The sequence below is a fragment of the Micromonospora sp. MA102 genome (genome assembly GCF_025460765.1).
Taxonomy (GTDB): domain Bacteria; phylum Actinomycetota; class Actinomycetes; order Mycobacteriales; family Micromonosporaceae; genus Micromonospora; species Micromonospora halotolerans.
Genome location: NZ_JAMWEG010000028.1, coordinates 1 through 25,084 on the forward strand (window position 1 = coordinate 1; position 25,084 = coordinate 25,084).

The 25,084-nt window shown below is 71.8% G+C and carries 25 protein-coding genes and 1 pseudogene; 12 read left to right on the plus strand and 14 right to left on the minus strand.

The window, feature by feature from the left end; all coding sequences use genetic code 11:
• Window positions 1–132: 132 nt before the first annotated feature.
• Both NFX44_RS31950 and NFX44_RS31955 read right to left on the minus strand, forming a co-directional pair.
• Window positions 133–1,002 (minus strand): hypothetical protein, encoded by an 870-nt coding sequence (locus NFX44_RS31950; protein ID WP_262287326.1) that lies wholly within the window; start codon window positions 1,000–1,002, stop codon window positions 133–135.
• Window positions 1,003–1,041: 39 nt separating this feature from the next.
• Entirely contained in the window at window positions 1,042–2,883 is a 1,842-nt protein-coding gene (locus NFX44_RS31955; protein WP_262287327.1) for a phosphoenolpyruvate carboxykinase (GTP), read from the minus strand.
• 136 nt (window positions 2,884–3,019) lie between these two features.
• On the opposite strand from NFX44_RS31955, the pseudogene NFX44_RS33315 reads away from it, so the two are divergent.
• The 3 genes and pseudogenes from NFX44_RS33315 to NFX44_RS31965 all read left to right on the plus strand — a co-directional run.
• Window positions 3,020–3,115: pseudogene (locus tag NFX44_RS33315) on the plus strand (GtrA family protein); the annotation flags it as partial.
• 272 nt (window positions 3,116–3,387) lie between these two features.
• Complete coding sequence (locus NFX44_RS31960) at window positions 3,388–3,924, plus strand: GtrA family protein (protein WP_313724666.1); 537 nt, start codon at window positions 3,388–3,390, stop codon at window positions 3,922–3,924.
• A gap of 63 nt (window positions 3,925–3,987) precedes the next feature.
• Entirely contained in the window at window positions 3,988–4,692 is a 705-nt protein-coding gene (locus NFX44_RS31965) for a GtrA family protein (RefSeq protein WP_262287329.1), read from the plus strand.
• Window positions 4,693–4,744: 52 nt separating this feature from the next.
• Here the strand turns inward: NFX44_RS31965 and NFX44_RS31970 are convergent, their stop codons facing one another.
• Window positions 4,745–5,317 (minus strand): PH domain-containing protein, encoded by a 573-nt coding sequence (locus tag NFX44_RS31970; RefSeq protein ID WP_262287330.1) that lies wholly within the window; start codon window positions 5,315–5,317, stop codon window positions 4,745–4,747.
• A gap of 95 nt (window positions 5,318–5,412) precedes the next feature.
• Entirely contained in the window at window positions 5,413–6,288 is an 876-nt protein-coding gene (locus NFX44_RS31975) for a biotin--[acetyl-CoA-carboxylase] ligase (protein WP_262287331.1), read from the minus strand.
• A 96-nt stretch (window positions 6,289–6,384) separates the two neighbouring features.
• Here NFX44_RS31975 and NFX44_RS31980 point away from each other — a divergent pair, with 96 nt between their 5' ends.
• Complete coding sequence (locus NFX44_RS31980; protein ID WP_262287332.1) at window positions 6,385–7,968, plus strand: acyl-CoA carboxylase subunit beta; 1,584 nt, start codon at window positions 6,385–6,387, stop codon at window positions 7,966–7,968.
• 52 nt (window positions 7,969–8,020) lie between these two features.
• Here the strand turns inward: NFX44_RS31980 and NFX44_RS31985 are convergent, their stop codons facing one another.
• The 4 genes from NFX44_RS31985 to NFX44_RS32000 form a co-directional block, all read right to left on the minus strand.
• Entirely contained in the window at window positions 8,021–8,905 is an 885-nt protein-coding gene (locus NFX44_RS31985) for a hypothetical protein (protein WP_262287333.1), read from the minus strand.
• On the minus strand, window positions 8,898–9,398 hold the full coding sequence (locus NFX44_RS31990) for a SigE family RNA polymerase sigma factor (RefSeq protein WP_262287334.1): 501 nt from the start codon (window positions 9,396–9,398) through the stop codon (window positions 8,898–8,900). Before NFX44_RS31990 ends, NFX44_RS31985 begins: the two co-directional genes overlap by 8 nt.
• A gap of 63 nt (window positions 9,399–9,461) precedes the next feature.
• Entirely contained in the window at window positions 9,462–10,436 is a 975-nt protein-coding gene (locus tag NFX44_RS31995; protein ID WP_262287365.1) for a ketopantoate reductase family protein, read from the minus strand.
• A 141-nt stretch (window positions 10,437–10,577) separates the two neighbouring features.
• Window positions 10,578–11,321 carry a M50 family metallopeptidase gene (locus NFX44_RS32000; RefSeq protein WP_262287335.1) on the minus strand — a complete coding sequence of 248 codons (744 nt, stop codon included), beginning with the start codon at window positions 11,319–11,321 and terminating at the stop codon, window positions 10,578–10,580.
• Between the two features lie 164 nt (window positions 11,322–11,485).
• Between NFX44_RS32000 and NFX44_RS32005 the strand changes: the two genes are divergently transcribed.
• Window positions 11,486–12,238, plus strand: coding sequence for a GH25 family lysozyme (locus NFX44_RS32005; protein WP_262287336.1), 753 nt, complete (start codon window positions 11,486–11,488; stop codon window positions 12,236–12,238).
• A gap of 96 nt (window positions 12,239–12,334) precedes the next feature.
• On the opposite strand, the gene NFX44_RS32010 is transcribed toward NFX44_RS32005, so the two are convergent.
• Both NFX44_RS32010 and NFX44_RS32015 read right to left on the minus strand, forming a co-directional pair.
• The gene (locus NFX44_RS32010) at window positions 12,335–12,565 is read right to left on the minus strand and encodes a hypothetical protein (RefSeq protein ID WP_262287337.1); all 231 of its coding nucleotides are present in this window, start codon (window positions 12,563–12,565) and stop codon (window positions 12,335–12,337) included.
• 88 nt (window positions 12,566–12,653) lie between these two features.
• Complete coding sequence (locus tag NFX44_RS32015; protein WP_262287338.1) at window positions 12,654–14,648, minus strand: serine/threonine-protein kinase; 1,995 nt, start codon at window positions 14,646–14,648, stop codon at window positions 12,654–12,656.
• Between the two features lie 92 nt (window positions 14,649–14,740).
• Between NFX44_RS32015 and NFX44_RS32020 the strand changes: the two genes are divergently transcribed.
• From NFX44_RS32020 to NFX44_RS32045, 6 genes are all read left to right on the plus strand, one after another.
• The gene (locus tag NFX44_RS32020; RefSeq protein WP_262287339.1) at window positions 14,741–14,953 is read left to right on the plus strand and encodes an acyl-CoA carboxylase epsilon subunit; all 213 of its coding nucleotides are present in this window, start codon (window positions 14,741–14,743) and stop codon (window positions 14,951–14,953) included.
• Between the two features lie 100 nt (window positions 14,954–15,053).
• Window positions 15,054–15,506: a hypothetical protein gene (locus tag NFX44_RS32025; RefSeq protein WP_262287340.1), complete on the plus strand. Its 453-nt coding sequence runs from the start codon at window positions 15,054–15,056 to the stop codon at window positions 15,504–15,506.
• On the plus strand, window positions 15,503–16,876 hold the full coding sequence (locus tag NFX44_RS32030; protein ID WP_262287341.1) for a hypothetical protein: 1,374 nt from the start codon (window positions 15,503–15,505) through the stop codon (window positions 16,874–16,876). The genes NFX44_RS32025 and NFX44_RS32030 overlap by 4 nt, the downstream gene beginning before the upstream one ends.
• A gap of 68 nt (window positions 16,877–16,944) precedes the next feature.
• Window positions 16,945–18,000 (plus strand): S8 family serine peptidase, encoded by a 1,056-nt coding sequence (locus NFX44_RS32035; protein WP_262287366.1) that lies wholly within the window; start codon window positions 16,945–16,947, stop codon window positions 17,998–18,000.
• A gap of 10 nt (window positions 18,001–18,010) precedes the next feature.
• Complete coding sequence (locus NFX44_RS32040) at window positions 18,011–18,667, plus strand: nucleoside triphosphate pyrophosphatase (protein WP_262287342.1); 657 nt, start codon at window positions 18,011–18,013, stop codon at window positions 18,665–18,667.
• A gap of 9 nt (window positions 18,668–18,676) precedes the next feature.
• Window positions 18,677–19,330 carry an O-methyltransferase gene (locus NFX44_RS32045; protein ID WP_262287343.1) on the plus strand — a complete coding sequence of 218 codons (654 nt, stop codon included), beginning with the start codon at window positions 18,677–18,679 and terminating at the stop codon, window positions 19,328–19,330.
• 22 nt (window positions 19,331–19,352) lie between these two features.
• Here NFX44_RS32045 and NFX44_RS32050 read toward each other — a convergent pair whose 3' ends face one another.
• The 4 genes from NFX44_RS32050 to NFX44_RS32065 all read right to left on the minus strand — a co-directional run bounded on the left by NFX44_RS32050 (window position 19,353) and on the right by NFX44_RS32065 (window position 23,169).
• On the minus strand, window positions 19,353–20,648 hold the full coding sequence (locus NFX44_RS32050) for a sugar MFS transporter (protein ID WP_262287344.1): 1,296 nt from the start codon (window positions 20,646–20,648) through the stop codon (window positions 19,353–19,355).
• Window positions 20,649–20,712: 64 nt separating this feature from the next.
• The gene (locus tag NFX44_RS32055) at window positions 20,713–21,468 is read right to left on the minus strand and encodes an ABC transporter permease (RefSeq protein WP_262287345.1); all 756 of its coding nucleotides are present in this window, start codon (window positions 21,466–21,468) and stop codon (window positions 20,713–20,715) included.
• A 17-nt stretch (window positions 21,469–21,485) separates the two neighbouring features.
• On the minus strand, window positions 21,486–22,445 hold the full coding sequence (locus NFX44_RS32060; protein ID WP_262287346.1) for an ATP-binding cassette domain-containing protein: 960 nt from the start codon (window positions 22,443–22,445) through the stop codon (window positions 21,486–21,488).
• Between the two features lie 121 nt (window positions 22,446–22,566).
• Window positions 22,567–23,169: a PadR family transcriptional regulator gene (locus NFX44_RS32065; protein WP_262287367.1), complete on the minus strand. Its 603-nt coding sequence runs from the start codon at window positions 23,167–23,169 to the stop codon at window positions 22,567–22,569.
• A 131-nt stretch (window positions 23,170–23,300) separates the two neighbouring features.
• Here NFX44_RS32065 and NFX44_RS32070 point away from each other — a divergent pair, with 131 nt between their 5' ends.
• On the plus strand, window positions 23,301–25,052 hold the full coding sequence (locus tag NFX44_RS32070) for a biotin carboxylase N-terminal domain-containing protein (protein WP_262287347.1): 1,752 nt from the start codon (window positions 23,301–23,303) through the stop codon (window positions 25,050–25,052).
• Window positions 25,053–25,084: the final 32 nt, after the last annotated feature.

The following is a 25,084-nucleotide window of genomic DNA, read 5'->3' on the forward strand; positions in this document are numbered from 1 at the left end:
TCGTACTCGTCCCCCACCCCGCCATCCTCCCCCGCCCCAACCCCCATTCGGGTCCCGCCGCGCCCCACCCTCCCGCGTTGATCATGAGGTTGGCGGCAGCAACGGAGATCCATACCGCCGTCAACTTCATGATCACCGGGGTGGGGTGGGTGGGGACGCCGGGGTGGGGGTGGCTCGGTGGAGGGAGTACAGGGTCAGCAGGGCTGCCGTTGCCAGGGGGGCGCCGTCGCGGATGAGGCCGTCGGTGCCGAGGAGCCACCAGCAGAGGGGGAGGTCCACGGCGAGGGTGGTGAGCGTGATGACGACGAGGAGCTTGCGGGCCCACCGGCGCTCGCGCAGCAGGAACGCGGTGCAGAAGAGCACCGCGTAGCTGACCGCGATGCCGGCGGCGAACCAGAACAGCACGGCCGGCACGGCGCTGATCCGCCCGTCCAGAATGGAGCCGGTCGCCACCAGGGCCGGGACCAGCATCAGCGGACTGTAGGTGAACGCGGCGACCCGGGCGGTGAGCAGCCAGCCGGTGACCGGCGGGCGCTTCGGGACGACCTCCCGCCAGGAGATCACGCCGCCCTCGACGACCAGGCCCTTGCGGTGCCGGACCAGGTGCCCACCGACCGCCTCGGAGCGGTAGAGCAGCACCACCACCGCGACGCAGAGCGCGGTGAGCACCGCGAAACCGAGCAGGCCGGGCAGCGGCGGCACACCCGCCCGGGGTACGACCAGCCGCCCCACCGCGAAGACCGTGGTCACCGACAGGATGAGCCCGAACGGCTTCGCCACCACCCGGCCCCGCTTGACGTGCCCGATCAGCAGCAGGAAGCCCAGCGAGCGCAGCATGGCCCAGCCGGTGCGGACGGCGAGCCCGAACTCCTGCTCCGGGGCGTACCAGTAGTTGAGCAGCTCGACCACGACGGTGGCCGCCGCCGTGACGGCGAGCAGGACGGTCAGCGCCCGGACGGCGGACGGCCGCCGGACCTCGACAGGTTCGGCGGCCGTCCTCATGGCATCCCGTGTTGCCCAGCGGGGGCTCGCGTCACACCTTTACTTCTGCGGCGCCGTGTCGAGCCGGGCGCGCAGCGCGTCCAGCTCGGCCCAGAGGACGCCGGGGAGCTTGTCGCCGAACTTCTCGAACCACTCGGTGACCAGCGGCAGCTCGTTGCGCCACTCCTCCGGGTCGACCTTGAGCGCGATCCGCACGTCCTCCGGGGTCATGTCCAGGCCCTCGACGTCGAGCGCGTCCTGGGCCGGAACCATGCCGATCGGGGTCTCGACCGCCTCGGCGCGACCCTCCAGGCGCTCGATGACCCACTTGAGCACCCGCGAGTTCTCGCCGAAGCCCGGCCAGAGGAAGCTGCCCTCGGCGTCCTTGCGGAACCAGTTGACGTAGTAGATCTTCGGCAGCTTGGCCTCGTCGCCGTCGGCGCCCTTGCCCATCTCGATCCAGTGCCGGAAGTAGTCGCCGGCGTGGTAGCCGATGAACGGCAGCATGGCCATCGGGTCGCGGCGGACCACGCCGACGGCGCCGGAGGCAGCGGCGGTGGTCTCCGAGGAGAGCGTCGCGCCCATGTAGACGCCGTGCACCCAGTCGCGGGCCTCGGTGACCAGCGGGACGGTGTCCCGGCGCCGGCCGCCGAACAGGATCGCGTCGATCGGCACGCCGTTCGGGTCGTAGTAGTCGTCGGCGAGGATCGGGCACTGCGTGATCGGGGTGCAGAACCGGCTGTTCGCGTGCGAGGAGAGGCTGTCGCTCTCCGGCGTCCAGTCGTTGCCCTTCCAGTCGATCAGGTGCGCCGGCGGCTCACCCATGCCCTCCCACCAGATGTCGCCGTCGTCGGTGAGGGCCACGTTGGTGAAGACGGAGTTGCCGCGGTCCAGCGTCCGCATGGCGTTGGCGTTGGTCTTCCAGTCGGTCCCCGGCGCGACGCCGAAGAGGCCGTACTCCGGGTTGATCGCGTAGAGGCGGCCGTCCGGGCCGAACCGCATCCAGGCGATGTCGTCGCCGATGGTCTCGACCTTCCAGCCCGGGATGGTCGGCTCCAGCATGGCCAGGTTGGTCTTGCCGCAGGCGGACGGGAAGGCGCCCGCGATGTGGTAGACCCGGCCCTCCGGCGAGGTGATCTTGAGGATCAGCATGTGCTCGGCGAGCCAGCCCTCGTCGCGGCCCATGACGCTGGCGATCCGCAGCGAGTAGCACTTCTTGCCGAGCAGCGAGTTGCCGCCGTAGCCGGAGCCGAAGGACCAGATCTCCCGGCTCTCCGGGAAGTGCGAGATGTACTTGGTGTCGTTGCACGGCCAGGCCACGTCCTGCTGGCCGGGCTCGAGCGGGGCGCCGATCGAGTGCAGCGCGTGCACGAAGTCGGCGTCGTCGCCCATCGCCTCGAGGATCTTCTGACCCATCCGGGTCATGATGCGCATCGAGGCGACCACGTACGGGCTGTCGGTGATCTCGACGCCGAACATCGGGCTCTTCGCCTCGACCGGTCCCATGCAGAACGGGATGACGTACATGGTGCGACCGCGCATGGACCCGCGGTACAGCTCCGTCATCGTCCGCTTCATCTCGGCCGGCGCCATCCAGTTGTTGGTGGGGCCGGCGTCCGCCTCGTCGACGGAGCAGATGAAGGTGCGCTCCTCGACCCGCGCGACGTCCGTCGGGTCCGTCCGCGCGTAGAACGAGTTGGGCTTCTTCTCGGGGTTCAGCCGGATCAGGGTGCCCTTTTCGACGAGTTCGTCGGTGAGGCGGCGCCACTCCTCGTCGGACCCGTCCACCCAGACCACCCGGTCGGGGGTGGTCAGTTCCGCGACCTCACGTACCCAGGCGAGCAGTTTGGGGTGGGACGTCGGGGCCTGATCGATACCCCGAACAGTAGCCGGAGCAACCATGTCACATCTCCTTGTGGTCGACGCTGACCGATGTATGGGATGCACGAGTTCTGGCGAGCCGGTGCGTCGCCTTCGTGGAAACCTGGGATTGGGCTCAGCGTAAACCGGGCTGCCTCCCCAGTCAGTGGGACTGGTTGTGAAGAACTGCACAAGGTACGGCCACGCTGCGGCATCGCGATCTCTTACCCGCTTTCGCGCGCAGTTTCACGCAAATCTTGCGGAGAACCTTCGACGGCCCGGTTCGCCGCCGGCCCCGCCGAGACGCCCCACGGGTGGAAGTCGGCCACCATGACCCGAACGACGATTCGGTGATCCGCTCCACAATTTCGCCACTCGCGGTTACGCTGCGCTCACGGATACCGGAAACGGACGGCGGTCACCGGAAGGGGCGCGGGACGCGCCGGGCCGCCCGGGAGCGGCGCGCCGGGGCGGCGGACCGCCGACTCGCCGTTGCGGCCCGTCCCCGCAGCGCGCACCCGGTACTCTCGGCGGGTGGCCGCGACGATGACCGGGGACCAACCGGGGGCTCCGCAGACCCGTCGAGGTCTGATCGGGACCCTGATCGACCGCTTCGGTCACCTGGTCCGTGAGATGAGCAAGTTCGCCACGGTGGGTGGCTTCGCCTTCCTCGTCGACCTCGCGCTCTTCAACTACCTGGCGAGCGTGCGGCACATGCCGCCGGTGGCGGCCAAGACCGTCTCGACCGTGATCGCGGCCACCCTGGCGTTCCTCGGCAACCGGTTCTGGACCTGGCGGCACCGCCAGCGCTCCCACCCGGCCCGGGAGTACGCGCTGTTCTTCTTCTTCAACGGGGTGGGCCTCGGCATCGCGGTGGGCTGCCTCGCGATCAGCCGCTACGGCCTCGGCGCGGTGTGGCCCGAGGTGTTCCAGACCCCGCTGGCCGACAACATCGCCAGCTTCATCGTCGGCACCGGCCTGGGGACGCTGTTCCGGTTCTGGTCGTACCGACGGTTCGTTTTCGTCGAGGCGGGAAATCCGCCCGTTCCGGCGACGAGCCGCGACCGAGAGTCCGGGGCGTGACCCACCGCCCATCCCGTCCTGCCGGGCCCAGCCGGCCCTGCCCACTGCCCTAAGGTGTTCCGCATGCCTCTTGTCCGTCTGCTGCCCGAGCGCTGGCAGAAGTTCATCCACGAGGCGCTCAAATTCGGCATCGTCGGCGGCGTCAACACCGTCATCAATTACGCGGTGTTCAATGCGCTGGCACTCACGGTTTTCCGCAACGGCCAGCTGAAGGCGACCGTCATCGCGACCATCGTCGCGACGATCACGTCATATCTGATGAACCGGCACTGGACGTACCGGGATCGGCCGAAATCGGCGCTTCGCCGCGAGTACGTCCTGTTCTTCCTCTTCAACGGCGCCGGCCTGTTCATCGAACTGGGCGTCCTGGCGCTGGCCAAGTACGGCCTCGGCGTACACAGCCTGCTCGCGTTGAACGTGGCGAAGACCGGCGGCGTCCTGCTGGCCACCCTGTTCCGCTTCTGGTCCTACCGGACGTTCGTGTTCCAGCCGGTGCCCAAGCACGCCGACAAGACCTGGCACGCCATCCCGCGCGACGAGTGGGACAACGTGGCCGAGATGGACCCGGTGGCCGAGATGGCCGAGTCGGTCAGCGAGCTGGAGGAGACCGAGCGACCGCTCGGCGAACGCCCCGTGGGCGACTACCCACCACAGCAGGTCCGTCCGGCACCGGCCGACGCCGGCCTGGGCCGCGCCCTCGGCGCCGACCTGGATGCGGAGCTGGCCGCCGAACTCCAGCCCACCCCGCGCCGGGCCCCGCGCCGCTGACTCCGCCCCGTCGTTCCGGCGCCCACCCAGCGGGCGCCGGAACGCGCAGGGATCAGGCGGAGGGGTCGCGCAGCGGCTTGCCCTCGGTCATGTCGGCCAGGATCTCGCGCATCTCGCCGTCGCCCAGGCTGTGCCGGTCGTGGTGGGCCTCGACCAGCTCGTAGAGCCTGGTCTGGACCTTGTCGACGTGCGGCACGTCGGTGAGCACCGACTGCCCGCGCTCACCGGCGGACTCGATGGTCAGCGTGCCGCAGCCGAGCATCCGCTCCACGAACTTCTGGTGCATGGCGTGGTCGTTGATCCGGGTCAGCGGCAGGTCCCGCCGGTTGCGGGAGAATACCCCCTCCTGGAGCAGCACCCGCTCGTTGGTGAAGAGGTAGTGGGTGGTGCGCCAGACCAGGAACGGCCACAGCCCCAGCCAGAACACCAGCACCAGGCCGAGCGCGGCGATCACGTAGAGCGCGATGGTGCCGCCGTCGCCGTCGGGCAGGAGGACCCAGCCCGCGACCACCGCCGCGACGGCGAGCACCAGCACCAGGATCGGCCGGATCAGGGCCTTCCAGTGCGGGTGGAGATGCAGCACGACGTGCTCGTCCTCGGTGAGCACGTCTTCGGGGAACGCCACGGGAACCTCCTCGGCACAACAGGACGCGCTGACCGTAACCGGTCGGCGCACGTCCCCGGATCAGCCGCGCGGCGGGTGTTGGCGGGGCCGTCCTCTCACCGCAGGTGCAGCACGTCGCCCGCGGCCAGGCGGAGCTGGCCCTCGGGGCCATCCACCAGCAGCTGCCCGTCCGGGTCGACGCCGGTGGCGGTGCCGCGCACCTCCCGGCCGTCCGGGAGCAGCACCCGCACCTCCCGGCCGACCGTGGCGCAGGCCGCCAGGTACGCGTCCCGCAGGCCGCTGGCGACCGCATCGCCCCCGGCGTCGCGCCAGCGCTCGTACCAGTCGGCGAGCGAGCGCAGCAGGGCGCGCAGCAGCGGGTCCCGGTCGGTGGCGGCGGCACCGGCGAGCTGGAGCGAGGTGGCCGGCAGCCCGGTCGGGTTCTCCGGCAGCTCGTCGGCGCGCAGGGTCACGTTGAGGCCGATTCCCACCACGATCGCGGGCGGCTGGTCCGGCCCCGCGCCGGGCACCGCCTCGGCGAGCACCCCGGCGCACTTCGCGCCGTCGAGCAGCAGGTCGTTCGGCCACTTGAGCCGGGCGTCCAGCTCGGCCAGCAGGGCCACCGCCTCGACCAGCGCGACGCCGGCCAGCAGCGGCAGCCAGCCGTACCCCTGCGGTGGCACGGGCGACCAGCCGCGCTCCGCGTCGGCCTCACCGGGCCGGAGCAGGACGCTGGTCGCGAGGCCGGCCCGGGGCGGCGACTGCCACACCCGGCCGCGCCGGCCCCGGCCGGCGGTCTGCCGCTCGGCGACCACCACGAGGCCCTCCGGTTCGCCGGCCCGGGCGGCCTCGGCCACGTCGGCGTTGGTCGAGCCGGTCTCGGCGCGCAGCTCCAGCCGGCGCCAGGGCCCGTTCGGGGCGACCAGCGCGCGTTGCAGCCGGGCCGCGGACAGCGGCGGGCGGTCCAGATCGGTGTACGGCGAGCCGGGCATCCCGCCAGCCTACGGCCCGCGCGCCGGCCGGTCGTCCGGAAGCGGTGAGGCGCACTGCACAGCGTCACCCACCTGAACCATCGTTATATTCCCTGGGTGACTACCGAGACCGGGATCAACATCCACACGACCGCCGGCAGGCTGGCGGACCTGGAGCGACGGCTCGACGAGGCGGTGCACGCCGGGTCGGCGCGCGCGGTCGAGAAGCAGCACGCGCGGGGCAAGAAGACCGCTCGGGAGCGGATCGAGATGCTCCTCGACGAGGGCTCCTTCGTCGAGATGGACGAATTCGCCCGGCACCGCTCGACCAACTTCGGGCTGGAGAAGACCCGCCCGTACGGGGACGGGGTGGTGACCGGCTACGGCACGGTGGACAGCCGGCAGGTCTGCGTCTTCGCGCAGGACTTCACCGTCTTCGGCGGCTCCCTGGGCGAGGTCTTCGGCGAGAAGATCGTCAAGCTCATGGACCTCGCCATGAAGATCGGCTGCCCGGTCGTCGGCATCAACGACTCGGGCGGCGCGCGGATCCAGGAGGGCGTCGCCTCGCTCGGCCTCTACGGCGAGATCTTCTTCCGCAACGTGCGGGCCAGCGGCGTCATCCCGCAGATCTCGCTGATCATGGGCCCGTGCGCGGGTGGCGCGGTCTACTCCCCGGCGGTCACCGACTTCACCGTGATGGTCGACCAGACCTCGCACATGTTCATCACCGGCCCCGACGTCATCAAGACCGTCACCGGCGAGGACGTGGGCATGGAGGAGTTGGGCGGCGCCCGCACGCACAACGCCCGCAGCGGCAACGCGCACTACCTCGGCACCGACGAGGAGGACGCGATCGAGTATGTCAAGGCGCTGCTGTCGTACCTGCCGTCGAACAACCTCGACGAGCCGGTGGTCTTCGACGCCCCGGCGGAGCTGGAGATCACCGACGAGGACCGGGAGCTGGACACGCTGATCCCGGACTCGGCCAACCAGCCGTACGACATGCACCGGGTCATCGAGCACGTCCTCGACGACGGCGAGTTCCTGGAGGTCCAGCCGCTCTACGCGCAGAACATCGTGGTCGGCTTCGGCCGGGTCGAGGGGCGCCCGGTCGGCGTGGTGGCCAACCAGCCGATGCAGTTCGCCGGCACCCTGGACATCGCCGCGTCGGAGAAGGCGGCCCGGTTCGTGCGCACCTGCGACGCGTTCAACGTCCCGGTGCTGACGTTCGTGGACGTTCCCGGCTTCCTTCCCGGCACCGGGCAGGAGTGGGACGGCATCATCCGGCGGGGCGCGAAGCTCATCTACGCGTACGCCGAGGCCACCGTCCCGAAGGTCACCGTCATCACCCGCAAGGCGTACGGCGGCGCGTACGACGTCATGGGCTCCAAGCACCTGGGCGCGGACCTCAACTTCGCCTGGCCGACCGCGCAGATCGCGGTGATGGGCGCGCAGGGCGCGGTGAACATCCTCTACCGCTCGGACCTGGCCAACGCCGAGGACCCGGCCGCCGTCCGGGCCGAGAAGATCGCCGAGTACGAGGACACCCTGGCCAACCCGTACATCGCCGCCGAGCGCGGGTACGTCGACGGGGTGATCCCGCCGCACGAGACGCGTACCCAGGTCGTGCGGGCGCTGCGGGTGCTGCGCACCAAGCGCGAGACCCTGCCGCCGAAGAAGCACGGCAACATCCCGCTCTGACGCGGACGCCCCGGCGGCCCCCCACCTCCTCAGTCGGTGGGGGGCCGTCGCGTCAGCAGCGCGGGTGGGCGGCGGAACACATCCGGCCGGCCGCCACCACGGCCAGCTTCCGCAGGTCGGCCTCTGTGCCGTCCCGCCCGACCTGGATCACGCTGACGAGGTCGCCGACCCGGAGCACCACCCGGCTGTTCGGCTTGCTCAGATCGCCCAACGGCTTCCCGGTGTCCAGGTTGCGGGCCGGGCCGACCGTGTGCCGCAGCAGCACCGAGTCGTCCCCGGCGAAGTCGTGGTCGACCTCCTGCCAGGACTGGACGACCTGCGCGTTGACCGTCCTGCCCCGCCACTGGGTCGGGCCGCTGAACCGCCACTGGCGGCACGGCGCGAGCAGCTCGCCCATCCCGGCGAAGACCCGGTCGGCCACGTCCGGGGCGACCCGGTAGACGTCCTGCATGGCCAGCACCTGGTCCGTCCGCTGCTCGTCGGCCGCCGGACGCTCGCGCAGGATGGTCACCGACCGGGAGTACCGGGACTGCGCCCAATCCGTCGACAGGCTCTGGTGCTTCCGGCAGTACAGCAGCAGGTCGTCGAGCCGGACGTCCTCGCGGACGCCGGCCTCGGTCAACGGGACCCCGGTCCTGGTCCCAAGGTCCGCCGGCGCCAGCAGCACCTCCGCGGGCACCTCGGTGGCGGTCCAGGGGGTCGCGGTGGGCTCCGCCGACGCCGGCGCGGCGGCCGGCAGCGCGGTGTGTGGAGCGGCCCGCCCGGCCTCCACCAGCGCGGTCCCCGAGGCGACCGCCAGCACGGCCAGCGCCGCCGCCAGCGCCGTGCGCCGGCTGCGGCGCCGGGCCCGCGCCCGCAGCTCCGCCGGCTCCGGCCAGCGCACGGCGTGCAGCTCCCGCTGCATCAGCTCGACGAAGGTCGGGTCATCGTCACGCATCGGCAGCCTCCTCCAGATCCACGACAGCGAGCAGCCCGGCGAGGGCGGCCCGCCCCCGGGAGAGCCGCGCCTTCACCGTGCCGACCGGCGCCTCGGTCTCCCGGGCCACCTCGGCCACCGGCATGCCGCACAGGTAGTAGAGCGCGATGGCCGTGCGCTGCTCCTCGGGGAGCCGGCGCAGCGCGGCCACCACCTCGACGGTGTCGGTGCTCGGCCCCGGGATGCTCTCCTCCGCACCGTGCCGCAGGTAGGCCCGGGCGCGGCTGCGCAGGCTGCGCCAGCGGCTCACCGCGATCCGGCTGGCCACCACCCGCACCCACGCCTCCGGGTCGTCGTACCCGCGCACCGTCGACCAGCGCTGCCAGGCCCGGATATACGCCTCCTGCACGGCGTCCTGGGCCTCGGCGAGGTTGCCGGTGAGCACGTAGACGAAGCCGAGCAGCCGTTGTCGGCTGCCCCGGTAGAACTCGTCGAACCCGTCGACGTCCGGCACCCTGCTACCTCCCCCGTGGCGGTCGCAGGGGAGACGCCTGGCACCCGGGCCGCGGTTGCCCGGTCAGCCGACCAATTTCTCCAGCTCGGCACGGGGGAAGCCGCCGGCCGGGATACGCTCCCGGACCGCCCGGCGGACGGCGGTCTGGACGGCCGCGTTGGCCGGGGTGGGCACCCCGTGCAGCCGGCCGAGCAGCACGATTTCGCCGTTGAGGTGGTCCGCCTCGGCGGAGCCGGCGCCCCGGGCCAGGCTCTGCCAGGTGGAGCCGCCGGCCCGCTCCTCGCCGTCGACCGGCCGGTGCCCCACCCGGTCGCCCCGCTCGGCGGCCTCTTCGGCGCGGGTGGTGTGCGCGATGCCGGCGGCGGCCAGCGCTTCCTCCCCCTCGGCGCGTACCCGGGCGACCAGCGGCTCGGGCACCTCCGGGCCGAGCAGCGCCTGGAGACCGTTGCCGAGGTTGGCCAGGAGCTTGCCGTACTTCCAGCGCATCACGTCGTCGCGGACCGGCGCCACGAACCCGGCGGCGGTCAGGTCCGCGGCGACGGCGCGGCTCGTGTCGTCCGCGCCGGACGGGTAGCGGCCCAGGTGCAGCATCCCCGGGTGCGGGTACCCGTTCGCCACCACCACGCCGGGTTCCAGGTGGGTGGCGGGCAGCCAGACGCAGACCGGGTGCACCCGGGCGAACAGCCGCAGCGCGGCCGGCTCGTTGGCGACGCCGTTCTGCGCCAGCACGACAGGCAGCCGCTCGCCCGCCGTGCCGCCACCCTCGACCGGGGTGTCCACCCAGGTCGCCAGGGCCGCCGCGGTGTCCTGGGACTTGACCGTGAGCACCAGCACGGTGTCCGCCGGCAGCGGGCGGCCGTCCGGTCCGGCCACCGCGGGCAGCCGGCTGGTCACCGTGCCGTCGGGCGTCCGCAGGGTCAGACCCCGCTCCCGGAGCGCGTCCAGGTGCGCGCCGCGGGCCACCAGCGTGACGTCCCGGCCGGCCTCCCCCAGCCGTACGCCGATGGTGCCGCCGACCGCGCCCGCCCCGATGATCATGTATCGCACGCGTCCGATTCTGCCCCTCCCCGCCCCACGCCGCCCGGTGATCCACTGCACACCCGAAAGGTGACGGTCCGGCGAGAGGCTCGGCGGTCGCGCGGCGAAGTCGGCAGCGATCCGGGGCGGGCGTCGCGCCGCTCAGATCGTCAGGCCGGCGTCGGTGAGGATCGGGCCGGTGAGCAGCAGCGCGCCGGCGCCGAGCGCGGCCAGGCTGACCAGCAGGAACACGGTCACCCAGAACAGCGGCGGGAAGGGGGTGAGCCGGGCGAGTTGGTCCGCGTCCGACTCGGGCATCCGCCCCCGGCTGCGCAGCCGTTGCAGCTCGATCACCGGGCGGACGCCACCGAAGAGCAGGAACCAGACCGACGTCCAGGCGAACGCCGCCTGCACCTGCGGCGAGGCGTACCAGGAGACGGCCAGCACCACGCCGCCGGTGACCAGAAGCGACAGCACGCCGAAGACGTTGCGGATCATCACGAGCATGGCCAGCAGCAGCGCCACCGCGACCCAGAGCAGCAGGGTGATCCGGTTGCCGGCGAGCAGCCACGCCCCGGCCAGACCGATCAGCGACGGGGCCACGTATCCGGCGAGCAGGGTGAGGATCATCCCCGGGCCGGAGGGGCGGCCGGCGGAGAGGGTGAGACCGGAGGTGTCCGAGTGCAGCCGGATGCCGCGCAGCTTCCGGCCGGTCAGCAGGGCCACCAGTGCGTGGCCGCCCTCGTGCGCGATGGTCACCGCGTTGCGGGCGATCCGCCAGGGCAGCCGGGTGAAGACCACCACCACCGCGACGACGGCGGTGAGCAGCACCAGCAGCGGCGGCGGGTCCGGCTGGGCGCCGAGCAGTTTGTCCCAGAGGGTGGTGAGGCCGTCGATCAGAGGCATGGGCGGGGAGCCTACCGGCCGGAGCCGTCCCGTTGGAGGGCCCGTCTCGTGGGGGCCGGACAGGCGACGACAACCGTCTATGAAAAATTCTTTAAGCCCTCTTGCGATCTAGGGCACTTACCTCCAAAGATTGGCGTCAATCATTGACGTACTTGGAGGCATCGATGGCTCGTACCAGACTCTCCATGCGCCGGTTGCTCGCCGCCGGCCTGACCGTCGCCGCCACCGCGGCAGCGGCCCTGTTCGCGACCGCCGGACCGGCCGCCGCGGCGACCACCCCCGGCATCGACGTCTCGCGCTACCAGGGCAGCATCAACTGGACCAGCGTGCGCAACGCCGGGATCCAGTTCGCCTTCATCAAGGCCACCGAGGGCACGAGCTACAAGGACCCGAACTTCAACGCGAACTACGTCAACGCCTACAACGCCGGGGTCATCCGCGGGGCGTACCACTTCGCCCGGCCGAACATCTCCGCCGGCTCGACCCAGGCCAACTACCTGGCCTCCAACGGCGGCGCCTGGTCGGCCGACAGCCGCACGCTGCCCGCCGCGCTCGACCTGGAGGGCAACCCCTACGCGGGCGGCTACTGCTACGGCCTGACCACCACCGGCATGCGCAACTGGGTCCAGGACTTCCTCAACACCTACCGGTCCCGCACCGGCCGGTACGCGGTCATCTACACCACCACCAGCTGGTGGAACCAGTGCACCGGCAGCTGGACCGCCCCGTGGGCCAACCACCCGCTGTGGGTCGCCCGGTGGTCCAGCACCGTGGGCACCCTGCCGGCCGGCGCCCCGTTCTGGAGCTTCTGGCAGTACACCAGCAGCGGCGCCGTCTCCGGGATCAGCGGCAACGTCGACCGCAACTACTGGAACGGTGACCGGACCCGGCTGATCGCCCTGGCCAACAACACCTGACCGACCCCCACAGTCGCCAGTCGGCGGCAGCGGGATCGGCTACGACCGAGGTCGATAGCTGGTCCGGCTGCCGCCACTGCCGTCCTGATCGTGCGGTCACGCCCTGCGTCGCGAGCCGACCGGCACGGGGACCGCGCCCCGACCGGCCAGGGTGGTCCGGCGGGCCAGCCGCCACACCGCCACCCCCGCGACGGTGAGGGCGACGACACCGAGCACCGCGACCGGCGCGGAGAGACCGGCGCTGATCAGCAGCAGGACCACGTCCCCGAGCGCGACGAGCATCCACAGTGCCAGCCGGGGACCCGTGTCCTTGCGTCGGTAACCCATGTCGTACCTCCTTCCGTCGTCGCGGTCTCAATACCCCCGAGGACGGAAGGCCATGCGAGTCAGTTTCGCAACGGCGGGATTTGCCGGGTCAGTTCACCCGATCGGGCTTGAACCCCTTGGTGATGATCTCCCAGTTGGCCAGGTTGGCCTGCCAGGCGTCGGCCGGGACCTCCCAGCGCAGGGCGAAGCCCCGGTTGCTGGCGGTGGCCACGCCCCGGTTGCGGACATGGAAGCGGGTGCCGCTGTTGCGCGTCTCCAGCCAGTCCCAATCGGCGCACGTGCGGTAGTAGCCGTCGCAGCGCGTGATCCCGACCAGCTTGTAGTTGTCGACGTAGTTCCGGCGGCTCGACTCCTGCGCCTGCCAGTCGGCGTACGCGTCCTTCTTGGGCGTGGGGGTCCACTGGACGAACAGCACCCGCCGCGCCCCACCGACCTCGTAGAGCACGACGTTGTCGGAGCGGACCCGGGCCTGCCAGCCGTCGGGGACCGGCACCTGGAAGCCGTTCGAGCCCTTGTAGTAGTGCCAGCCGGCGGGCAGGGCGCCGGCAGCGGCCGAGGGCGTCGCCGACGCCGACGGGGTCACGCTGGGCGCGGCACTGGTCGGCGCGGTCGAGGAGGGCGTGTCACTCGTCGCCGGACCGGGCGGGGCCGGCGCCGGGGCCGTCGAGGTGGCGGTGGCCCCGTTCCCGCCCTTCGGGTCGTCGTCGCCGTTGTTCAGCAGCGGCACGGCCACCGCGAGGCCGACCAGCAGCACCAGCACCAGCGCGCCGATCAGCAGGTTGCGCCGGTTGCGCTCCGGCTTCTCCCCCGGGATCACCGCGGCCCGGCCCGTCGACGGCGCCGGGCTCACCGGCTCGGCCAGCACGGAGGTCGGGTTCTTCGGCGGCGCCGGCGGCTCCACCACCGGTTCGCCGTCCAGCCGCGTCTCGTCGAGCGCCGGATCGGCACCGTCCACCCGGGTCTCGTCGACCGCCGGCGCGGCGTCGAGCTTGGTGGTCGCCTCGGCGACCGGCGGGGACACCTTGGCGGTCGGCACGGCGTCCGAGCCGGCCGGCACCTTCGCCGTCTCGTTGGCGACCGCCGCGCCGCCGGCGACGGCGGCCGCGGACGTACCCCCGTCGGGCTTGCGTGGCGCCGGGGTTGCCGGCCGCTCGGCCTGGTCGTCGGCCGGGCGCGGCGCCGGCACCAGCGGCGGCCGCGGCACGCGCGGGCCGTTCGGCCCCGGCCGGCGTACGCCGTCCAGCAGCGAGATGCCCTTGGCCCGCCGCCCCGCGGCCTTGCGCAGCAGGCGCTCCGCGATCTCGGCGGTGATCCGCTCCTCCGGGTCCTTGCGCAGCAGGCCCTGGAGCACCGGCTTCAGCGGCCCGGCGTTCTTCGGCGGCGGCAGCGGCTCGGTGGCGAGCGCGGCCAGGGTCGCGATCGCCGACGGCCGCGCGTAGGGCGACTTGCCCTCGACGGCGGCGTAGAGCGTGGCACCCAGCGACCAGAGGTCGGCCTCCGGCCCGGCCGTGCCGTCCTTCGCCCGCTCCGGCGCGATGTACGCGGGCGAGCCCAGCACCATGCCGGTGCGGGTGACGTTCGGGTCGCCCGGGATGGTGGCGAGGCCGAAGTCGGTGAGCACCACGCGCCCGTCGTCGCCGAGCAGCACGTTGCCCGGCTTCACGTCGCGGTGCATGATGCCGGCCTTGTGCGCGGCCTTCAGCGCGCCCAGCACGCCCAGACCGATCTCCACGGCCTTCGCCGGCGTGACCGGGCCGTCCTCGGCGATGGTGTCCTGCAACGACTTCGACGGCACGTATTCCATGACGATCCACGGATCGCCGTCGGTGCGCAGCACGTCGAAGATGCGGACCACGTTGACGTTGTTGAGCCGGGCGATGGCCCGGGCCTCCCGCAGCGAGCGTTCCCGCATCTCGCGGCGCTCCTCCGGGGTGAGGCTGGGCGGCGGGACGAGTTCCTTGATCGCCACGTCGCGGTGCAGCACCTCGTCGCGCGCCTTCCACACCCGACCCATGCCGCCCTGGCCGAGCGGCGAGATGAGCCGGTACCGATCGGCGACGAGTTGGGGAAGCGCGCTAGACATCGCTGAAGACCGTACCCGTCAGCCCCGACGGCTACACCGGCGGCACGCCACTGTGCGGTGAAGGTCAAGTTCTGGACGCGTACCCTGTCGGCATGTCTGCCGAAGAGCCGCTGTTCCGGATCGTCCGCGGCGTGCCCACCGCCGACGAGCTGGCCGCCCTGGTCGGCGCGATCGTGGTGCGGACCCGACCGGCCGCGGCCACCCCGCCTGCCGCCGTGTCGCAGTGGGCGCGGAGCGCCCGTCCGGCCGGCGCGGCCCCGGCCGCCGGCCCCGGCGCGTGGCGCGCCTCCGGCCTCCCCCGCTGACCCTTCCCGGGTACGCACCCCCGCATCAGGACTGCCGGGATCCGCGCCGAGCGATTAACCTCACTCAGGGAAACCGTGCGGTGACGGGCAGGGAGGGTCGATGATCCCGGAGGACAACCAGCCGGCCGGCTGGCTGCGTGACTACGGCGGCATCGAGGCCGACATCCGACGGATGCGCGAGTTCGCCGACCGGCTCCAGGACGAGGTCAGCCGCAACTACGCCCCCCACCTGTCGTACATCGCCGACGACATGAAGGCTCCCGTCCCCAACCCGGCCGACGCGTTCATCGAGCTGGTCCAGTTCCTCCAGGCCCACCACGAGACCCAGAAGGCCACCGTCACCATGGTCTGGGACCTGGCCCCGGCCACCGGCCGGCTCGCCGGCGCCGCCGGCCAGATCGCCACGACCTACGGCGACTCCGACGCCTTCTCCTCGGCCCGGGTGGCCGACGTGGAACGGGCGTTGGCCACGCCGTCCGCCGCGGCCGCCCGCCCGGTGCCGCCACTGACCGATCCCACGGCATCCGAACAGGGGCGGGTGGTCCTGCCGTGATCGAACGGGGCAGCGGACGCACCTCCGGGCTCACCGACTGGCACCTCATGGACGTGCGCAGCATGTGGGCGTGCCTCCAGGACCAGGACACCACCGGCCAGTGGAAGCAGGTCGCCGGCTGGCGCAAGGTCTGCGACCTCGCCCTGGCCCACGTCAGCCGGCTGCGCGAATACCGGCGCGGGCTCGCCGAGGCGTGGCCGCCGGAGACCAACGCCGCCGCGCGCGCGTACCTCGGTGAACTCGACCAGCTCATCGACCAGGTGCAGCGCACCCACGACGCCGCCGCCGCGAACTACGACGCGCTCGCCGCCGCCACCCGCGCCATCGGCAGCACCCGGGCCGAACTCGAACCGCTCTTCGACGAGTACGCGGAGAAGGTGCGGCAGAAGCAGGCGTACGAGGCGGTGCTCGCCGACCCGAAGGCGGTGGCGGGGAGCCGGATGCCGGAGAAGCCGCCGGTGACGGACGCGGACCTTGAGCAGCTGAACGTGCGGGCGCGGGGGTTGATGACGGGGCTGAGTGGCGAACTCCAACAAGCCCAAGTCATGCTCCAGCGCCCACCAGCACCAATTCGGCCGGGTCGTCAGACCAACGACCCCGACGTGTACGGCGAAGCAGCGCCCATGATTCCTCCCGTCGTCCCGATGCCGGTATCGACGGCAGGAAGCACCAACTCTTCCCGTCGGCCTACAAATGGATCTAGGCAGACACCCTCGCCTTTCAACCCCTCCAGCCCATCGGTGGGAGCCGGACCGGTATTGGGTGGGGCCGGTTCAGGACTAACTCATGTGTCCCCCCAACCAAATCTGCCCAACATCGCACCTCCAACCGCGACGTCCGGCGTGACGGCACCTTCTACACTTCCCCCGAGCGTAGGAATTGGGAAGACTCCCTCCACTCGCCTCGGAGGATCAACGATTCCGCCCAACCGTGGCATGAATGACCTACCGAACAACTCTCCTCGCGTGACGCCACCGAGTACCCCTCGGCCGGTGCCGCCCAACGGAGTGATCGGAGGCCTGCCAGGCGGAGGTGTCGGTCAACCAGTCGGCCCGAGCTCCCCACGCCGCATCAACCCAGTTGGCGGGCTGATCGGTGGAGGTGGCGCTGGCACTTCGCCAACCGGCGCCGCCGGTTCCAGACCGGGCGGAGGACGGGCAACCCAGTTCAGTGCAGCAAACAGCCCCTCCCCAATCGGAGGTTCCCCTTTCACGAGCGGCCGTAGCCCACACGAGCGGGATAAGCAGGGCAGCCAAACGTGGGACCCGGACAACCCCTGGGAGACTGAGAAGGGCGTCAGCCCTGTCGTGCTGCCGCCAGAGGAGGACGGGCCAATTGATCCCGGCCCAGCAATCGGCTTTGACCGGTGAAAGCAGGAGTTTTTCTTGCAGTCTCCGCTCTGGTTTTGTCTGTTGCAGCCTCCCCAGGTCCCCGCACCATCTTCAATAATGCTCCTGACGCCGCTGCTCGCATCCGCGCTGACCAGTGGCACCTGCGTTACTTGAAGGTGCGTGAGGCGAACCAGGTCAGTCAGGGCGATGGAGTGGTAGTTGCCGTCGCCGACACCGGAGTCGATCCACACCGAGACCTTCGCGCGAACCTGCTGGCCGGCACTACAACGATTCCCGGCATGTCCGGCGACGGACGCAGCGATGCCAACAGCCACGGAACAAACATGGCCGGCCTGATCGCCGCCCATGGCCAAAAAGACGGCACCGGCGCGCTGGGGCTAGCCCCACGCGCGAAAATTCTACCAATTAAATCTTCCGGCGCTGACAACATTGGTACCGCAGATGCCTTGGCCGAAGGCATCGAATTCGCAGTTGCGAAGGGCGCGGACGTTATTTGCATCTCCAGCAGCGGAGGGGCAAGCCCGGAATTGATCAGGGCGATCAAGGATGCGGTGTCGGCGGATGTAGTGTTGGTTGCGGCTGCAGGAAATGCGCCGGAAGACCCCTACGTCGGCTACCCGGCCCGGGAGCAGGGAGTGATTGCGGTCGGGGGCACTAACCGGCTAGGCGAGCACGCGCCGATTTCAGTTGCGGGCCCGGAGATCGATGTCGTGGCTCCTGCCGTCGACATCTACAGCACCAGCTACGGCGGCAAGTATTCAAAGGGGACCGGCACCTCGGGGGCCACGGCCATCGTGGCGGGTGCGGCAGCCCTGATCCGGTCCAAGTACCCCAACCTCCCCGCCGAGGAGGTCGCTCACCGCCTGACCGCCACCGCGATCGACAAGGGCCCACCCGGCCGCGACGACGAGTACGGCTACGGGGTCATCGATTTGGTCGCCGCCCTCACCGCCGACGTCCCCCCTCTCGGCTTCGAAACGCCGTCGGTCACGATGCCTCCCGCGAGCGCGGCCGAGAAGGAGGACAACGGCACCGCGCGCGGGCTGGCGACGCTGGGTGTGCTGCTGGCAGCGGGCGGCGGCTACCTGGTCTGGCGGCGGCGTCGACGCGCCGGCGACCCGCCGCCGCGGATCAGCCGGTAGCGTCGGTGGGATGTCGACCTCCGTGCCGCTGCGCCTCGTGCTCGCCTCGCAGAGTCCCGCCCGCCGCAAGCTGCTCCAGGCCGCCGGGATCGAACCCGACGTGCTGGTGAGCGGCGTCGACGAGTCGCAGGTGGTCACCGACCGCGCCGAGGAGCTGTGCCTGGAGCTGGCCCGGCTGAAGGCGGAGGCGGTGCGGGGCCGGCTGCGTCCCGACCCGGACGAGCGGACGCTGGTGCTCGGCTGTGACTCGGTGCTGGCGTTCGACGGGGAGATTCTGGGCAAGCCGGCGGACGCCGCGGACGCCACCCGGCGCTGGCAGCGGATGCGCGGGCGTAGCGGGGTGCTGCACACGGGCCACTGCCTGCTCGACGCGACGCACGAGTCCCGGGCGGAGGGGGTGGCCTCGACCACCGTGCACTTCGCCGACATCAGCGACGCGGAGATCGCCGCGTACGTGGCGACGGGTGAGCCGCTGGCGGTGGCCGGGGCGTTCACCATCGACGGGCTGGGCGGGGCGTTCCTGACCGGCATCGAGGGCGACCCGGGCACCGTGGTGGGGCTGTCCCTGCCTCTGCTGCGCGGTCTCCTCGGCGAGTTGGGGCTGAACATCACCGACCTGTGGACGAAGGTTGCGCCCGGGGGCCAGGACATCGAACATCTCGGCTAACGTCCGGTCATGAGCACGAAGCCGTTGCCGCTGACCCCGGAACTGCACGCGTACCTCGTGGCGCACGGGTCCGCCCCCGACGAGATCGTCCGGGAGCTGGCCGAGGAGACCCGCGCCGCCCTTCCCGCCCAGGCGGACATGCAGGTCGCGCCGGAGCAGGCCGCGTTCCTGACCTTCCTGACCCGGCTGCTCGGCGTCCGGCAGGCGGTGGAGGTGGGCACGTTCACCGGCCTCTCCTCGCTGGCCATCGCCCGGGGCCTCGCCGAGGGCGGCCGGCTGACCTGCTTCGACATTTCGGAGGAGTACACGGGTGTGGCCCGGCGGTACTGGGCGCGGGCGGGCGTCGAGGACCGGATCGAGCTGCGCATCGGCCCGGCGAAGGACACCCTCCACGAGTTGCCGCGGGAGCGTTACCTGGACTTCGCGTTCATCGACGCCGACAAAATCGGTTACCCGGTCTACTGGGACGAGTTGGTGCCCCGGATGCGTCCGGGGGCGGTGATCGCGGTGGACAACACGCTGCGCGGCGGGCGGGTGCTCGCGCCGCAGAACGCCGACGACCGCGCGATCGCCGCCTTCAACGACGAGATCCTCGCCGACGTCCGCGTCGAGGTTGTCATGCTCCCCATCGCCGACGGCGTGACCCTGGCCCGGGTGCTCTGACCGGGCACAGCCGGTCCGGCGGTCACGCGGCGGCGGCGACCGGGGTGCGGTCGTCGCCGGGTGCGGGCAGGCGCAACGCGCGGCCGAGGCGCACGGTGAGCAGGATGGCCGCGGCGATGAAGCCGGGCAGGAGCAGGAAGGCCAGGTGCGGGCCGACGCCGTCGGCCACCCAGCCGAGCGCGACCGGCGCGATCCCGAAGCCCACCCCCATGGAGTACGACGCCCAGCCGGCCGCCTTGTCGGCGGCCGGCCCGGCGGCGGCGAGGGCGATGGAGATCGCCAGGGGGTAGTGCAGGGCGTTGCCCAGCCCGAGCACGACCAGGCCGGCGACGGCCAGCCAGCCCACCGGGGCGGACCAGAACAGCGCGAACCCGGCCAGGGAGACGGTCAGCGCGCCGAGCAGCAGCGGCACCGGCGGCCAGCGCAGCGCGAGCCGGCCGCCGGCCAGCCGGCCGGCGAACATGCCGCAGACGATCGCGGCGACGGCCGCCGACGCCCCGCCGGCGCTGAGGCCGGCGTGGGTACGGAGCACGTCCGCGGTCCAGAGCGACAGGCAGACCTCGATCGACCCGGTGACCGACATGAGCACCCAGGCGATCCAGTACGCCCGCGGCAGCCGCGCCGAACCGGCTTGGCCGGTGGCCGGACGGGCGCGATCTTGGACAGTGTCCGTTCGAGGCGAACGGGAAGTGCCCAAGATCGGGCGAACGGAGGGCGCGGTCGGGTCGCCGGCAGCCGCGGTAGCGGGGGCGCTTTTCGGCAGGCGTACCCGGAAGGTCACGGCGGCGAGGGCGACCAGGGTGATCAGCCCGACCTCGGCGGCCATCGCGGGCCGCCAGCCGAGACCGGCGTCCACGGTCGCGCCGATGACCAGCGGCGCGAGGATGCCCATGCCGGCGCAGGCGGCGTTGGCCTCGGTGAGTGCGGCCGGTGCGGCGGGCCCGTGGTGGGCGGTGAGCACGACGCTGACTCCGCTGATCACCATCATGCCGAAGGTGGCGATCACCGCGACGGCGGCGAGGGTGGCGGGCAGCGGGTGGAGCAGGCCGAGCGCGGTGACACCGACGGCCACGCCGGCGAGGCCGAGCCAGATGGCCGGGCCACGGCCGACGCGGCGGGCCGCGGGCGCGAAGAGCGCGCCGCCGGCCAGCGCGCCGACCGCGATGCCGGTGCTGTGCAGCCCGGCCACGGCGGCGCTGGTGCCCTGCTCGTCCCGGAGCAGCGGGACGACGGGGCCGAACCCGTAGAGGAAGAAGCCCCACATTCCCAGCTGGGCGTAGGTCAGCCAGGTCGTCCGGTCACGGGTGAGGCGGGGCACCGGCCTCACGCTACGCGCGCGCGGCCGGCACCCCGCCCTGGTTGAGAGGCAGCTCTCGTCCGCCTCAGCGAACGCTGCGCGCGAACTGCCGGGCGGCCCAGACCACCCCGGCGACGGCCAGCACCGCGATGATCGTCAACCCCTGCCAGACCTTGTCGTTGGCCAGGTCACCGGCGAAGAGCGCCCGGGTGCCGTCGACCGCCCAGGAGAACGGGTTCCAGTCGGCGACGCCCTGGAGCCAGCCGGGGGCGTACATGAGCGGCAGCAGGATGCCGGAGAGCAGCAGCACCGGCTGGGCGACGGTGTTCATCAGCGGGGCGAGCGCGTCCTCGCTCTTGACCTTGAGTGCGACGCCGTAGGAGACGGCCGAGGTCATCAGCGCGATGAGGGCCAGCATCAGGTACGCGAGCAGCAGGTAGCCGATGAAGACGCGCAGGTCGAACAGGAGTGCCAGCAGGGTGATGATGATCGCCTGCGCGATCAGCGAGACCACGTCCCGCAGCGAGCGGCCGAGCAGCAGGGCGAGCCGGCTGACCGGGGTGACCCGGGACCGCTCGATGACCCCGGCGCGCAGCTCGGCGATCAGGCCGAAGCCCTGGAACAGGCCGCCGAAGATGGCTAGCAGCACGAGCAGGCCGGGTACGAAGATCTTGTACGCCTCGGCCTGGGTCGACACCCGCAGCGCGGGCTTGAGCAGCGGGGCGAAGAGGAGCAGGTACATCACCGGCTGGAAGACGCCGACGAAGACCCACACGGGGTTGCGCAGCAGCAGCTGGATCTGGCGCTGGAAGATCAGCCAGGTGTCGCGGGCGAGTTTCATGACAGTGCTCCCGATGCTCAGGACTCGCGCAGCGAGCGGCCGGTCTTGGTGAGGAAGACGTCGTCGAGGCTGGGGCGGTGCAGCTCGATCGAGCGCAGCTCCAGCCCGGCGTGGTCGAGGCGGCGCAGCACCTGCGGGATGGCGGTGGCGCCCTCGTCGACGTAGAGGCGCAGGCCGCCCTCGTCGGCGGTCTCCAGCTTGCTGACGTACGCCTCGGTGTCGAGCAGCTCGGCGGCCTGCGGGGTGGCGGCGGCGTCGAGGCCGACCAGCACCACCTCGCCGGAGATCTCGCGCTTCAGCTCGGCCGGGGTGCCCTCCGCGACCACCTCGCCGTGATCCATGATCGCGATCCGGTCGCAGAGCGCATCGGCCTCGTCGAGGTAGTGCGTGGTGATGAAGACCGTCATGCCCTCGGCGCGCAGCCGGCGGATCTCGTCCCACATGTGCGCCCGGCTCTGCGGGTCGAGGCCGGTGGTCGGCTCGTCCAGGAACACGATCTTCGGCTCGTGGATGATGCCGAGCGCGATCTCGACCCGCCGGCGCTGGCCGCCGGAGTAGGTCTTGCACTTGCGGTCGGCGTACTCGCTGAGCTGGAAGGCGTCCAGCGCGCGGGTGGCGCGGCGGTTCGCCTCGGCCTTGGAGATGCCGTAGAGCCGGGCGTGCAGCACCAGTTCCTCGCGGGCGGTGGACTCGTCCCACGTGCTGCCACCCTGGGCCACGTAGCCGATGCGCCGGCGCACCTCGGCCGGGTCCTTGCGCAGGTCGGCGCCGGCGATGGTGGCCTCGCCGCCGTCCGGCTCGATGAGGGTGGCGAGCATCCGCAGGGTGGTCGTCTTGCCGGCGCCGTTGGGGCCGAGGAAGCCGAAGATCTCCCCCTCGGCCACCTCGAGGTTGACGCCACGGACCGCGTCCACGGTCTTCGTCTCGCGACCCGCGCGGGAGCGGAACGACTTCCGCAGCCCCCTGGTCTCGATCATGTCTGCTCCTGGTCCTCCGGGCCGGACGCGACCGGCCGCCGATGGTCCGCGAGGAGGACGCACGGCTTCCCCACGGCTCGCGCAGAGACTAACGCGATATAACTCTTGTGGTCAACGTTGATTATTCCGCGTTGGGAGCGGCGCCATCCGTCCAGCCCGACCATCCCTCGGCCTGCTCCAGCCCAGCAGGCAGGTACGACACTCCGGACTCGATCCGCTCGGCGATCCGCTCGCACCAGGCCATGTCGGCCTCGGCTCGCGCCAGCCAGAGCTCGAACATCCAGCCGACGTGCACCGGCTTGCGGTTGCGCACCCAGTCCGAGTCCAACGAGGCGCGCATCGACTCGACGCCGGCGCGGATCAGGTTCGCCCGGTTGCGCAGCGCCGCGGCGGCCTCGTCGCGCGGCATGGCCGGCAGGAACGAGAAGGCCGCCACGAACGGGTCCGGCGGCTCGTTGAGCTGCCACCACTGCGCCCGCAGCAGGGTCTCGAACTCCTCGTCCCCCTTCGGCGTCACCTCGTAGGTGGTGCGGGCGGGGCGGGCGCCGACCTGCTCGACGGAGACGGTCCGGAGCAGGCCCTCGTCGGTGAGCTTGCGCAGGGCGTGGTAGATCGAACCGGGCTGCACGTTGGCCCACTTGTCCGCGCTCCAGCTCAGCAGCTCACGGCGTACGTCGTAGCCGTGCACCGGCTGCATCCACCGCACCAGACCCAGAATCATCATCCGCGTTGCCGACACCCGACAAGCGTAATAGCCAAATTTGACTACAGTGCGGCATCCCACACTGAGCGATCGTTAGGGCCGAATCCCCGGCCGATACACTCCCGGCAACGACCTCGGGAGGAGCCACCAAGGTGCGCAAGGTACTCATCGCCAACCGCGGCGAGATCGCCGTCCGCGTCATCCGCGCCTGCCGCGACGCCGGCCTGGCGAGCGTCGCCGTCTACGCGGACTCCGATCGGGACGCCCTGCACGCCACCCTCGCCGACGAGGCGTACGCCCTGGGCGGCGACACGGCGGCCGACAGCTACCTGCGCATCGACAAGCTCATCGACGTGGCCGCCAAGGCGGGCGCCGACGCGGTGCACCCCGGCTACGGCTTCCTCTCCGAGAACGCCGACTTCGCCCAGGCCGTCATCGACGCCGGGCTGACCTGGATCGGCCCCACCCCGCAGGCGATCCGCGACCTCGGCGACAAGGTGACCGCCCGGCACATCGCCCAGCGTGCCGGCGCGCCCCTGGTCCCCGGCACCCCGGACCCGGTGGGCAACGCCGACGAGGTGATGGCCTTCGCCGTCGACCACGGCCTGCCGGTCGCCATCAAGGCGGCCTTCGGCGGCGGCGGGCGCGGCCTCAAGGTGGCCCGCACCATGGAGGAGATCCCGCACCTGTTCGAGTCGGCCACCCGCGAGGCGGTCGCCGCGTTCGGCCGGGGCGAGTGCTTCGTCGAGCGCTACCTGGACCAGCCCCGCCACGTCGAGGCGCAGGTCCTGGCCGACCAGCACGGCAACGTGATCGTGGTGGGCACCCGCGACTGCTCGCTCCAGCGCCGGCACCAGAAGCTGGTCGAGGAGGCCCCCGCGCCGTTCCTCACCGAGGCCCAGCGCCGGCAGATCCACGACAGCGCCAAGGCGATCTGCCGGGAGGCCGGCTACCACGGCGCCGGCACGGTGGAATACCTGGTCGGCGCGGACGGCACCATCTCCTTCCTGGAGGTCAACACCCGGCTCCAGGTGGAGCACCCGGTGACCGAGGAGACGGCCGGCATCGACCTGGTCCGCGAGCAGTTCCGCATCGCCGACGGCGAGAAGCTGCGGTTCACCGAGGACCCGACGCCGCGCGGGCACGCGATCGAGTTCCGGATCAACGGTGAGGACCCGGGCCGCAACTTCCTGCCCGCCCCGGGCACCATCACGGCGCTGCGGCTGCCCACCGGCCCGGGCGTCCGGGTGGACACCGGCATCTCGGCCGGCGACGTGATCGGCGGCAACTTCGACTCGCTGCTGGCCAAGGTGATCATCGTCGGTGAGACCCGCACCGAGGCGCTGGAGCGGGCCCGCCGCGCGCTGGACGAGATGGTCGTCGAGGGCATGGCCACCGCGCTGCCGTTCCACCGCCTGGTGGTCCGCGACGAGGCGTTCACCGCCGAGCCGTTCACCGTGCACACCCGGTGGATCGAGACCGGGTGGAACAACACGGTCCCGGCCTTCACCGCCCCGGCCGGCGCCGTGGAGGGCCCGGCCGAGCGCGAGACCGTCGTGGTCGAGGTGGGCGGCAAGCGGCTGGAGGTCACCCTCCCGGCCGGCCTCGGCGCGGGTACGGCGGTCGCCGCGCCCGTCGGGAAGAAGCCGGCCCGCCGGGGCGGCGGCGCCAAGGCCGGCGCGGCGGTCAGCGGAGACGCGCTCACCTCGCCGATGCAGGGCACCATCGTCAAGATCGCCGTGGCGGACGGGGACACCGTCGCCGAGGGCGACCTCGTGGTGGTCCTGGAGGCGATGAAGATGGAGCAGCCGCTGCACGCCCACAAGGCCGGCACGGTCAGCGGCCTGTCGGCCGAGGTCGGCGCCGTGATCACCGCCGGCGCCGCCATCTGCACCATCTCCTGACGTCCGCGGCGGTCCCGCCGGCCGGGGGTGGT